Origin of the sequence: Burkholderia sola, from assembly GCF_905400185.1 — a bacterium.
In the GTDB taxonomy this organism is placed as follows: domain Bacteria; phylum Pseudomonadota; class Gammaproteobacteria; order Burkholderiales; family Burkholderiaceae; genus Burkholderia; species Burkholderia sola.
Map to the genome: position 1 here is coordinate 2,467,073 of NZ_FR989675.1, position 12,387 is coordinate 2,479,459.

At 66.1% G+C, this 12,387-nt stretch carries 9 protein-coding genes and 1 tRNA gene; 5 read left to right on the top strand and 5 right to left on the bottom strand.

Annotation, left to right across the window (positions count from 1 at the left end; genetic code table 11):
• Nucleotides 1-284: 284 nt before the first annotated feature.
• On the bottom strand, nt 285-701 hold the full coding sequence (locus KR541_RS11300) for a hypothetical protein (RefSeq protein WP_050018004.1): 417 nt from the start codon (nt 699-701) through the stop codon (nt 285-287).
• A gap of 45 nt (nt 702-746) precedes the next feature.
• Nucleotides 747-1,376 (bottom strand): LysE family translocator, encoded by a 630-nt coding sequence (locus KR541_RS11305; protein ID WP_050018005.1) that lies wholly within the window; start codon nt 1,374-1,376, stop codon nt 747-749.
• Nucleotides 1,377-1,719: 343 nt separating this feature from the next.
• On the opposite strand from KR541_RS11305, the gene KR541_RS11310 reads away from it, so the two are divergent.
• On the top strand, nt 1,720-3,900 hold the full coding sequence (locus KR541_RS11310; protein ID WP_050018006.1) for a TonB-dependent receptor: 2,181 nt from the start codon (nt 1,720-1,722) through the stop codon (nt 3,898-3,900).
• A 57-nt stretch (nt 3,901-3,957) separates the two neighbouring features.
• Nucleotides 3,958-4,048 (top strand) — tRNA-Ser (locus KR541_RS11315).
• A 229-nt stretch (nt 4,049-4,277) separates the two neighbouring features.
• On the opposite strand, the gene KR541_RS11320 is transcribed toward KR541_RS11315, so the two are convergent.
• The 3 genes from KR541_RS11320 to acs all read right to left on the bottom strand — a co-directional run bounded on the left by KR541_RS11320 (nt 4,278) and on the right by acs (nt 8,708).
• On the bottom strand, nt 4,278-6,293 hold the full coding sequence (locus KR541_RS11320; protein WP_050018007.1) for a sodium:solute symporter family protein: 2,016 nt from the start codon (nt 6,291-6,293) through the stop codon (nt 4,278-4,280).
• A 3-nt stretch (nt 6,294-6,296) separates the two neighbouring features.
• On the bottom strand, nt 6,297-6,641 hold the full coding sequence (locus tag KR541_RS11325) for a DUF4212 domain-containing protein (RefSeq protein ID WP_216089541.1): 345 nt from the start codon (nt 6,639-6,641) through the stop codon (nt 6,297-6,299).
• Nucleotides 6,642-6,725: 84 nt separating this feature from the next.
• Nucleotides 6,726-8,708, bottom strand: coding sequence for an acetate--CoA ligase (gene acs / locus KR541_RS11330; protein WP_204383331.1), 1,983 nt, complete (start codon nt 8,706-8,708; stop codon nt 6,726-6,728).
• Between the two features lie 319 nt (nt 8,709-9,027).
• Between acs and KR541_RS11335 the strand changes: the two genes are divergently transcribed.
• From KR541_RS11335 to KR541_RS11345, 3 genes are all read left to right on the top strand, one after another.
• A complete protein-coding gene (locus KR541_RS11335) occupies nt 9,028-9,936 on the top strand; it encodes a DMT family transporter (protein ID WP_089488613.1) in 909 nt (302 codons plus the stop codon).
• A gap of 112 nt (nt 9,937-10,048) precedes the next feature.
• Nucleotides 10,049-10,633: a TIGR00645 family protein gene (locus KR541_RS11340; protein ID WP_050018193.1), complete on the top strand. Its 585-nt coding sequence runs from the start codon at nt 10,049-10,051 to the stop codon at nt 10,631-10,633.
• A 43-nt stretch (nt 10,634-10,676) separates the two neighbouring features.
• Nucleotides 10,677-12,200: a fumarate hydratase gene (locus tag KR541_RS11345; RefSeq protein WP_050018192.1), complete on the top strand. Its 1,524-nt coding sequence runs from the start codon at nt 10,677-10,679 to the stop codon at nt 12,198-12,200.
• The last annotated feature ends 187 nt before the right edge of the window (nt 12,201-12,387 follow it).

The window sequence follows — 12,387 nt, forward strand, 5'->3', positions numbered from 1 at the left end:
TGCCGTCGGTGCTCTCTCACGGGCGGCAGACCGGACAATAAAGGGCGACGATGCATGGCGTCAAGGGAAGGATTTCTTTCAATTTCCATTCATTTTGTAATGTCGTGAACGCGCGCGAGGCGCGGACGTCGCCATTCCTGCCGCCATGTGCGTAGGGCACGCACGATCGGCGCGCATCAAAACTTACACGCCCGATCAAAGTGAAAGAGAAATGAAATAGACGATTTTTGCAGATGTGGCGCGGGCCCCTCTGGCATGAAATGCGCGTGCTCGTCGGTCGCGCGTCAGCGATCCCGCACGCGATGCATGCCGAGCCGAGACCGGACGAACGGCACCGATAGGTCACGAATCGTGAAATCCCATCGTCCGTCGATACCGACAAAAGTCGTGCTGAAATGCCGGTCGTCGGCCCACGTCATCTCGTCCAGATGGCACGACGCATACATCGCACCGACCGTGCGCTGCGCGAGCACCTTCAGCGGCCCCTTCGACACGAGCGTAAACGTGACCGCTTCCTCGAACGAGCAGTCGTAGTCGGTGACAAGCAGAAACGCGGCCGGCGTCTCGAACTGGCGCAGCAGCACGTAACCGGAAACGGCGAGACCGGAACGCACGCCATCCACGAGCACATCGGTGCGCGCCGGCCACGCTTCATACGGCCCGTCGTGCGTTGCGAGCGCGAAGCGGTCGACCGGCTTCATCACCGCTCTGCCCTAGGCATACTGCTTCCCCGCTCCATCACCGTGTCAATGCGCAGCCTTCCGATACAGCGCAACGTACCCCGCGAGCATCAGCAGCAGCGATCCGCTGACGCGGTTCAGCCACTTTTCCCCGGCCGCCTTCCATACGCGGACCGAATGCACGCCCAGCAGCGCGTAACCGGTCATGCCGATCGCGTCGATCGCGACGATCGTCGCCGCGAGAATCGCGTACTGCGGCGCGATCGCGTGCGACCGGTCGACGAACTGCGGCAGCAGCGCCGACATGAACAGGTAGTACTTCGGGTTGCTCATCGCGACGAAAAAGCTCTTCAGAAACGCGCTCCGGCGATCGGGCGTCGCAGGCACGCACGGCTGCGCAGCCGCGGCCCCGCCGCTCGATATCAGCATCCGGATGCCGACATACGCGAGCCACGCCGCGCCGAGCAGCTTCAGCGTCACGAACGCCGTTTCCGACGCGTCGAGCAGCACGCCGAGGCCGAACCCGACCAGCGCAACGAGCACGACGTCGGCGGTGACCGCGCCGAGCATACCGACCATCGCGTGACGCAGCCCGTAGCGCGAACCGTTGCTCATCGCGAGCAACACCGTCGGGCCGGGCGTCGCGACACCGACGGACAGGATCAGCGCAAAGGCGAGCAAGGCGGAGAGCGACATGGTGTGGCGTTCCTTTTGAAGAGTGCGATGCGGACGGGCGGCATGGAACCGATCGACCCGACAGACCGCAATCGGCACGCACGGTTTGTTACGACGAATGCGGACTTCGCATGATCGCATGTTCGTCCCGACGCCCGCTCGGCGGTTGTGCGCCGTCGCCGGTGAACGGCCCGCGGTTATCTCAAATAGTGGACTGATTCCTCCGTAAACGACAATGATTCTCGTTTACGTTAGACTCCGCCGCTCGATAAAAGCACGTCCGCGACAGTACGGACGCGTCACGCCGCCCGGATTCCGACTTGCCGCCCTGGGACGGATCATCGACCACACCGATTTGCGTCCCATGTCGACATTTTCGTTACCCGCCCGGCGTCTCACGCCGATTGCCTTCGGCATTGCGCTCGCCTGCGCCTTCCCGGCCGCCGCACACGCTCAGCAAGCGACTTCCGCCGCCAACACCGCGCCCGATGGCGCCGTGCTGCCGTCGATCAACGTGACCGGCGCGGCCGAGCCGCTGCCGGGCGATCTCGCGCCGACCTACGCCGGCGGCCAGGTCGCGCGCGGCGCGGATTTCGGCGTGCTCGGCCAGCAAAAGGCGAGCGACGTGCCGTTCAGCATGACCACCTACACGTCGAAACTGATCGAGGACCAGCAGGCGCGCACGCTCGCCGACGTGCTCGACAACGATCCGGCCGTGCGCAGCGCATCCGGCTACGGCAACTTCTCGCAGGTGTTCGTCATCCGCGGGTTCGCGCTCGCCGGCGACGACGTGTCGCTCAACGGCCTGTACGGCGTCACGCCGCGGCAGCTCGTCCAAACCGATGCGGTCGAGCGCGTCGACGTGTTCAAGGGCGCGAATGCCTTCCTGAACGGGGCATCGCCGAACGGCTCGGCAGTCGGCGGCGGCGTGAACCTCCAGCTGAAGCGCGCGGACGACAAGCCGCTCACGCGCGTCACCGTCGACGGCGCCACGTCCGGTTCGCTCGGCACGCATGTCGACATCGGCCGCCGCTTCGGCAGCGAAGGCCAGTTCGGCGTACGCGTGAACCAGTCGATCAGCGGCGGCGACACGGCCGTCGACGACGAGCGCCGCCGCGGCAACGTGACGGCGGTGTCGCTCGACTGGCGCGGCGACAGGCTGCGCCTGTCAGGGGACTTCCTGTATCAGCGGCAGCGGATCGACAACGGCCGCCCGATCGTGCTCGTCAGCGGCAATCAGTTGCCCGCCGTGCCGTCCGCGACGCACAACTATGCGCAGCCGTGGAGCTTCAGCGAACTCGAGGACACGGTCGGGATCGTGCGCGCCGAGTACGACTTCCTGCCCGCGTGGACGGCCTACGTATCGGCCGGCGCGCGCCATACGAACGAGCACGGCGACTACTACACGCCGACCTACTCGTCGTCCGGCACGACCGGCTCGCGCCTGAGCGTGCCGCACAAGGAAGATGCGCAGTCGGCCGAAGCCGGCGTGCGCGGCCGCTTCACGACCGGCCCCGTGTCGCACTTCGTGACGGCCGGCGCGTCGTTCATCCGCGTCGACAGCCAGTCCGCGTACACGCTGTCGAACGCGTTTCCGACGACGCTCTACGATCCGGCGCCGGTCGCGTTCCCGCCGACGGCCTACGCAGGCGGCGACATGAACGATCCGGGCACGGTCACGAAGAGCTGGCTGCGCAGCGTCGCGGTGTCCGATACGCTCGGCTTCCTCGACGATCGTGTGCTGTTCACGATCGGCGCACGCCGCCAGTCGATTTCGGTCGACAATTTCAGCTACACGGGCGCGGTCACGGGCGTCTACAGCGACGCGATCACGACGCCGGTATTCGGTCTCGTCGTGAAGCCGTGGCGCAACGTGTCGATCTTCGCGAACCGCAGCGAAGCGCTCGCCCAGGGCGAGATCGCACCGAACACCGCACGCAACGCTGGCCAGGCGCTGTCGCCGTACCGCTCGAAGCAATATGAAGCCGGCATCCGGTACGACACCGACAAGGTCGGCGCGTCGCTCGCGCTGTTCCAGATCGAGAAGCCGATGGCGTACACCGATCCGGCGACGAACCTGTTCGGCGCCGACGGCACCCAGCGCCACCGCGGCATCGAGACGGCCGTGTACGGCGAACCGTGGAAAGGCGTGCGGCTGATCGCGGGCGCGACGTACCTCAACGCGACGCTGCAGGACACGGCGGGCGGCGCGAACGACGGCCACCGGCCGATCGGCGTGCCGTCGTTCCTGCTCAACGCGGGCGCCGAATACGACGTACCGATGCTGAACGGGCTTACGCTGACCGCGCGCTGGATCCACACCGGGCCGCAGTACCTGGACGTCGCGAACACGATGTCGATCCACGCGTGGGACCGCGTCGACCTCGGCGCCCGTTACGCGACGGAGGTGTTCGGCAAGAAGACGACGTTCCGCGCGACCGTTCGCAACGTCGCGAACAAGTCGTACTGGTCGTCGACGATCGGCGGATACCTGACGCAGGGCGATCCGCGCTCGGTGTGGCTGTCGATGACGACGGATTTCTGACGAACGCCGAAGGGAGTGGCGGGCTGCCGCCAGAGTTTGCTATACTCTCGGTCTTCCGGAGAGATGGATGAGTGGTTTAAGTCGCACGCCTGGAAAGCGTGTATAGGTTAATCGCCTATCGGGGGTTCGAATCCCCCTCTCTCCGCCAGGATTCAAATGCCCGCGCCAGCGGGCATTTTCGTTTCCGGAGAGAAGCAAGCCGACAATTCGGCTTGCGCGGGGGATTCGAAGGGATTCGCTTGCAAGCGAATCCGCGGCCCGCGCTTGTGTGGGCGAATCCCCCTCTCTCCGCCAGAATCCATGAAGCCCCCTGATTTCCCGAGAAATCAGGGGGCTTTTCATTTGGGCGTCGACACGCGATACCTCATCGGCCCCCCTCACGGATGCCGAATGTAATCCACCAACGCCCGCGTATACTCATCCGGCCGCTTGTCACACAAACTCACCACGATCGCCACCGCGAACCCCGCCGGCACACCGAACACGCCTGAGCTGATCGGCTCGATCCCGAACCACGTACGCCCGGCGAACCCCGTCAGCTGCGTGAAGAACGGATAAGTCGACACGATGTAATACACGCACACCGCCAACCCCGTCACCATCCCGGCAATCGCGCCACGCGTCGTCGTGCGCTTCCAGAACACGCCCAGCACCAGCGCCGGAAAGAAGCTCGACGCCGCCAGCGAAAATGCCGCCCCGACGAGAAACAGAATTTTCCCGGTATTGAGCGACGCGACATACGACGCGAACAGCGCCACCCCCAGCAGCAGCACCTTCGAGATCGTCACGCGCCGCTGGCTCGACGCATCGGGCGCGACCATGCAGTAATAGACATCGTGCGACAGCGCGTTCGCGATCGTCAGCAACAACCCGTCCGCAGTCGACAGCGCCGCGGCCAGCGCACCGGCCGCGATCAGCCCCGACACGACATACGGCAGCCCCGCGATCTCCGGCGCGGCCAGCACGACCATGTCCGGCTGCATCTGGATTTCCGACCAGTGCACGATACCGTCGCGAATCACCTCGACGACGCTGATCAGGTCGGGTTCGAAGTGATGCCACTGCGTGATCCAGGCCGGCAATTCGGCGAACGGTCGCCCGACGAGATTCGCGAGGATCTCGTACTTGATCAGCACCGCGAGCACCGGCACGCTCAGGTAGAACAGCGCGATGAAGAACAGCGTCCAGCCGACCGACCGCCGCGCCGACGCGACCGACGTGGTCGTGTTGTAGCGCGTCAGGATGTGCGGCAGGCTCGCGGTGCCGAGCGACAGGCACAGCAGCAGCGCGAGGAAGTTCCGCTCGCGCGGCTTGCGTTCGTCCTCGCTCGCGGCCGGAAACGGCTCGTGCATCGGCACGGGCGGTTCGGCACGCGCCAGCAGGTCGTCACGCGCCTGCGTCCACGCCACGCGCGCCGCCGCCGGATCGCGCGGAAAATCGGCCAACTCGCGCTCGCGCCGGCTGATCTCGCGCAGCGGCCCGTTATGGCGCCGCAGATCCGCAAGCTGGTCGACGAGATGCCGGCGCGCATCCGCATAGGACGCCGGCAACCGGTCGAGCCGCGTCTGGATAGCCGTGGCCTGCCGGCGGTATGCATCGCGCACCTGCTGCTCGTCGCGCGCGTCGCGCACCTGCGCCTCGCGCGCCGCGACGCGCTCCATCAGCTTGCCGTAATTGAACTGCGGCACCGGACCGAGCCCGTTCTTCATCGCGATCAGCGACACCGGGATCAGGATCGCGCTGATCAGGATGATGTACTGCGCGACCTGGGTCCACGTGACCGCGCGCATCCCGCCGAGAAACGAGCACACGAGAATGCCCGCGAGCCCGCAGAAGATGCCGATCGCGAAATCGACGCCGATGAAGCGCGTCGCGATCAGGCCGATCCCCTGGATCTGCGCAACGAGGTACACGAACGAACACAGGATCGCCGCGCCGGCCGCGAGCGCGCGCACGGCCGTGCTCGAAAAGCGCGTGCCGAGAAAATCCGGAATCGTGTAGCGCGCGAGCTTGCGCACATAGGGCGCGAGCAGAAACGCGACGAGGCAGAACCCGCCCGTCCAGCCCATCACGTACGCGAGCGCGTCGTAACCGGTCGCGTAGAGCGAGCCGGCCAGGCCGATGAACGACGCGGCCGACAGCCAGTCGGCCGCCGTCGCCATCCCGTTGAACGCGGACGGCACGCGCCGCCCCGCCACGTAGTACTCGACGAGATCGGACGTGCGCGACAACAACCCGATCACCGCATACACGGCGATCGGCACGAACAGGAACACGTAGCCGATCCACACGCCCGAGCCCGTCGCGCGCTCGATCCGCCACATCAGCAGCACGAAGCCGAGAAATCCGAGCGTGTAGAGCGCGTATGCGCGTATCAGTCGACGCGTCAGCATGAATCAGCGCCCGACGTTCGCATGGCCGGCGCGCGCCGCATGCTCGTCGTACGCGCGGCGCAGCGTGCGGTCCGCACGTTGCATCAACCCGATGTAGACGACGATCAGCACGAGGTACACGAGAATCGCGCCCTGCGCGCCGACATAGAACGGCAAGCTGAAGCCGGCGAAGCGCACGCCGGCGAGTGCGGGCCCGAAGAACGGCACGATGAACGACACCGCGAAGCCGATCACCATCAGCACCGCGATCAGTGCGACGTTGAAGCGCCAATAGCGCGCATGCGCACGCGCGAGCGGTACGGGAACGGGAGGTGGCGCGGCAGGCGCCGAACGGGTCGGAACGGTCATGCCGTTATGTAGCAAAAAGCCCCTGCGCGGGCAATCGGGATTGCCGCGCAGGGGCTTGCACGCTTGACGCGAACCGACAGGCGTTCAGCGTACTTCGGTGAGCTGCTCGAGGATGGCCGGATTCTCGAGCGTGGACGTATCCTGCGTGATCGCCTCGCCCTTCGCGAGCGAGCGCAGCAGGCGCCGCATGATCTTGCCCGAGCGCGTCTTCGGCAGGTTGTCGCCGAAGCGGATGTCCTTCGGCTTCGCGATCGGCCCGATCTGCTTGCCGACCCAGTCGCGCAGCGTCTTCGCGAGCGCCGCCGCTTCGTCGCCTTCCGGGCGCGAACGCTTCAGCACGACGAACGCCACGACCGCCTCGCCCGTCGTATCGTCCGGACGGCCGACCACCGCCGCTTCGGCAACCAGTTCATGCGATACCAGCGCCGACTCGATCTCCATCGTGCCGAGCCGGTGGCCCGACACGTTCAGCACGTCGTCGATCCGGCCCATGATCGTGAAGTAGCCGGTCTCCTTGTCGCGCACGGTGCCGTCGCCGGCCAGATAGAGCGTGCCGCCGAGCTCTTCCGGGTAATAGCTCTTCTTGAAACGCTCGGGATCGCCCCAGATCGTGCGGATCATCGCGGGCCACGGCCGCTTGACGACGAGAATCCCGCCTTGCCCGTTCGGCACGTCCTGGCCCGTCTCGTCGACCACCGCGGCCATGATGCCCGGCAGCGGCAGCGTGCACGAACCCGGCACGGTCGGCGTCGCGCCCGGCAGCGGCGTGATCATGTGGCCGCCGGTTTCGGTCTGCCACCACGTGTCGACGATCGGGCAGCGCTCGTGGCCGACGTGCTTGTGGTACCACATCCACGCTTCCGGATTGATCGGCTCGCCGACCGTGCCGATGATGCGCAGGCTCGACAGGTCGTAACTCTTCGGATGCACCTTGTCGTCGGCCTCGGCCGCCTTGATCAGCGAACGGATCGCGGTCGGCGCGGTGTAGAACACGGTGACCTTGTGATCGTCGATCATCTTCCAGAAGCGGCCGGCGTCCGGATACGTCGGCACGCCCTCGAACACGACCTGCGTGCCGCCGCATGCGAGCGGCCCGTACGTGATGTACGTGTGGCCCGTGACCCAGCCGATGTCGGCCGTGCACCAGAACACGTCGTCGGGTTTCCAGTCGAAGGTCCACTTCATCGTCTGCGCGGCCCACAGCAGGTAGCCGCCCGTGCTGTGCTGCACGCCCTTCGGCTTGCCGGTCGAGCCCGACGTGTACAGGATGAACAGCGGATGCTCGGCGCCGACCCAGGTCGGTTCGCAGCGGTCGGACTCGCCGTCGGTCAGCTCGTGCATCCACAGGTCGCGATCCGCATGCCAGTCGATCTGGCCGCCGGTGCGGCGATAGACGATCACGCTCTTGACCGCTTCGCAGCCGCCCATCGCGATCGCCTCGTCGGCGATGCTCTTGAGCGGCAGCGTCTTGCCGCCGCGCGCCTGCTCGTCGGCGGTGATCAGCGCGACCGCGCCGACGTCGACGAGCCGCTCGTTCAGCGATTTCGCGGAGAAGCCGCCGAACACGACCGAGTGGGTCGCGCCGATGCGCGCGCAGGCCTGCATCGCGACGATGCCTTCGATCGACATCGGAATATAGATGACGACCCGATCGCCCTTGCCGATGCCGCGTTGCTTCAGCGCATTCGCGAAGCGCGACACGCGCGCGAGGAGATCCGCATAGGTGACGCGGGTGACGGTGCCGTCGTCGGCCTCGAAGATCACCGCGACGCGTTCGCCGTGGCCGGCTTCGACGTGGCGGTCGAGGCAGTTGTACGACGCGTTCAGCTCGCCGTCGTCGAACCACTTGTAGAACGGCGCGTTGCGCTCGTCGAGCACGGTCGTGAACGGCTTGTGCCACGTGAGGCCCTCGCGCGCGAGACGCGCCCAGAAGCCTTCGTAATCCTGCTCGGCCTCGGCGACGAGCGCGCGATAGGCCGGCATGCCGGAAATGGTCGCCGTCTGCTCGAGCGCCGCGGGCGGCGCGAACTGACGGGTTTCGTGAAGAACCGATTCAATCGCAGACATCGACAACCCCTTGGTGAACATGAATCCTCTGCATGGCGGCGCGATCGTGTGCGCCGCGCGTCGTCTTGGCCGGCGCCTGCGCGCCGCTGTCTCCCACCACCCGCACGCGGCCGCGAAGCCTGCGCACGATGCTGCACCGCACCACCTCACATGAACGTGACCCGCGGCCCGGCAGTTTCCACGATAAGCGCTCCAACTTACCCGTCACTTACGCGGCATGGCCGTTTCGTGCGCCGGGCGGCGCCGCATCGAGGTCGGCTTTACGCTGTTACAACCGCGACCCTACAATCCTAACTGAACTCGCCTTCCGGATTCCAGCTTGAATCGCTACGCCCTCTTCCTCATCCTGTCGATGCTGTTCGTCGGCAGCAACGTCGGTATCGGTAAATCCATCGTTGCATTCGTCCCCGTCGCCATCCTCGCCACGCTGCGCTTCGTGATCGCGATCGCCGTGCTGTGGCCGCTGTTCAGCCCCGTGAAGATGCGCGCGGTCAAGCGCGGCGAATGGCTGAACCTGTTCCTGCAGGCCTTCTTCGGCACCTTCATGTTCACGCTGCTGATGCTCAACGGCGTGCAGCGCACGAGCGCGGTGGCCGCGGGCGTCATCACGAGCACGATCCCGGCGATCGTCGCGCTGTTCGCGTGGCTGATCATGCGTGAAAAACCGAACGGCCGTGCGCTCGTGTCGATCGCGCTCGCGATCATCGGCGTCGTGACGATCAACCTCGCCAACGGCGGCGCGGCCGGTCACGGCGCGCAGGGCGACGCGTCCGGCTCGCTGACCGGCAACCTGCTGATCCTCGGCGCGGTGTGCTGCGAATCGATCTACGTGATCCTGTCGCGCCGGCTCACGCAGACGCTCGCGCCGATCGACATCTGCGCGTACACGCACCTGTTCGGCCTGTTCCTGATGCTGCCGCTCGGCGCAACCGCGCTGTGGCACTTCGATTACGCGAGCGTGCCCGCCGGCACCTGGGCGCTCGTCGTCTGGTACGGGCTGTCGGCCAGCATCTTCTCGTTCTGGTTGTGGATGAAGGGTATCCGGCACGTGCCGGGCAGCCTCGCCGGCGTGTTCAGCGCGGTGCTGCCGATCGCCGCGGCCGCGTACGGCATCGCGTTCCTCGGCGAGCGCCCGACGCTTGCGCATGGCATCGCGCTCGCGTGCGTCGTCGCCGGCATCGTGCTCGCGAGCCTGCGCGTGAAACGCGTGCCGGCCGCCGCTTCCTGATCCGTCCCCGGCAGTGCCGGCGCGTCGCTGCAACCGCGCCGGCCGACGCGTTACAATAGCGCGCCTTTTCAAGATCATCCCCGATACCTGCGCACCGCGCCCGTACCCCGACATGTCCGCCCCGCATTCGCCCGGCCATCCTGGCCGTCGCCCGCTTCGCCCCCTTCCCGCGCTGATTTTCATGAGCCGCTGGCTCCAGGTGCCGCTTTACCTCGGCCTGATCGTCGCGCAGGCCGTCTATGTGTTCCTGTTCCTGAAGGAAGTCTGGCACCTGCTGTCGCATGCGGCGGGCCTCGACGAAATCAGCGTGATGCTCGCCGTGCTCGGCCTGATCGACGTGGTGATGATCTCGAACCTGCTGATCATGGTGATCGTCGGCGGGTATGAAACGTTCGTGTCGCGGCTCGGCATCGAGGGCCACCCCGACGAGCCCGAATGGCTCGACCACGTGAACGCGGGCGTGCTGAAGGTCAAGCTGTCGATGGCGCTGATCAGCATTTCGTCGATCCACCTGCTGAAGACCTTCATCAACCCCGACCAGCACACGACGCACGCGATCATGTGGCAGGTGCTCATCCACGTGTCGTTCCTCGTGTCGGCGCTCGTGATGGCGTGGGTCGACCGCCTGACGACGCATACGCACCCGGCCCATTTCCACGAGGCGCATGCGCCCGCGGCGTCCCGACCGGCGGCCTGAACCGTCGGCAAACCATTCCCACTGTCCCCACAGAGTCTCAGCCATGACCGTCATCAAACAGGAAGACCTGATCCAGAGCATCGCGGATTCGCTGCAGTACATCAGCTACTACCACCCGCTCGACTACATCCAGGCCCTCGGCCGCGCGTACGAGCTGGAAGAGAGCCCGGCGGCGAAGGACGCGATTGCGCAGATCCTCACGAACAGCCGCATGTGCGCGGAAGGTAAGCGCCCGATCTGCCAGGACACCGGCATCGTGACGATCTTCGTGAAGGTCGGCATGGACGTGCGCTGGGACGGCGCGACGATGGGCCTCACCGACATGATCAACGAAGGCGTGCGCCGCGGTTACACGCACCCGGACAACGTGCTGCGCGCGTCGATCGTCAATCCGCCGGAAGGTGCCCGCAAGAACACGAAGGACAACACGCCGGCCGTGATCCACTACGAGATCGTGCCGGGCGACAAGGTCGACGTGCAGGTCGCGGCCAAGGGCGGCGGCTCGGAAAACAAGTCGAAGTTCGTGATGCTGAACCCGTCCGACTCGATCGTCGACTGGGTGCTGAAGACGGTCCCGACGATGGGTGCCGGCTGGTGCCCGCCGGGCATGCTCGGGATCGGCATCGGCGGCACCGCCGAGAAGGCGATGCTGATGGCGAAGGAATCGCTGATGGAGCCGATCGACATCCAGGAAATCATCGCGCGCGGCCCGAAGGACTGGGTCGAGGAACTGCGCGTGGAACTGCACGAGAAGGTCAACGCGCTCGGCATCGGCGCGCAGGGCCTCGGCGGCCTCGCGACCGTGCTCGACGTGAAGATCATGGCGGCGCCGACGCACGCGGCCTCGAAGCCGGTCGCGCTGATCCCGAACTGCGCGGCCACGCGCCACGCGCACTTCGTGCTCGACGGCTCGGGCCCGGCCAAGCTTGAAGCGCCGTCGCTCGATGCCTGGCCGAAGGTGCAGTGGGAGCCGAACACGGAAACCAGCAAGCGCGTCGACCTGAACACGCTGACGCCGGAAGAAGTCGCGAGCTGGACGCCGGGCCAGACGCTGCTGCTGTCCGGCAAGATGCTCACCGGCCGCGACGCCGCGCACAAGCGCATCGCCGACATGCTCGCGAAGGGCGAGCAGCTGCCGGTCGATTTCACGAACCGCGTGATCTACTACGTCGGCCCGGTCGATCCGGTGCGCGACGAAGTGGTCGGTCCGGCCGGCCCGACGACGGCCACGCGCATGGACAAGTTCACCGAGACGATGCTCGCTCAGACGGGTCTGATCTCGATGGTCGGCAAGGCCGAGCGCGGCCCGGTCGCGATCGACGCGATCAAGAAGCACAAGGCAGCCTACCTGATGGCGGTCGGCGGGGCGGCCTACCTCGTGTCGAAGGCGATCCGCGGCGCGAAGGTGCTCGCGTTCGAAGACCTCGGCATGGAAGCGATCTACGAGTTCGACGTGCAGGACATGCCTGTAACAGTTGCTGTCGATTCGTCGGGCACGTCGGTGCACCAGACCGGTCCGAAGGAGTGGCAAGCGAAGATCGGCAAGATCCCGGTCGCCACCGCTTAAGCGCGATCGAACGAAAGGCCGGACGGACGTCCGGCCTTTTTACTTCTCATTCTCATTATTGTGTTCGGCCGGTCGTTCGAGGCTGATTCTCATTACACGCGAAAGGCAGGCCCGACAAGGCTTCGAGGCTTGGCTTTTCTCGTTCGAGCGATTATCGTTCGGTTTCTGAAGCCCCACTGAACAAGGA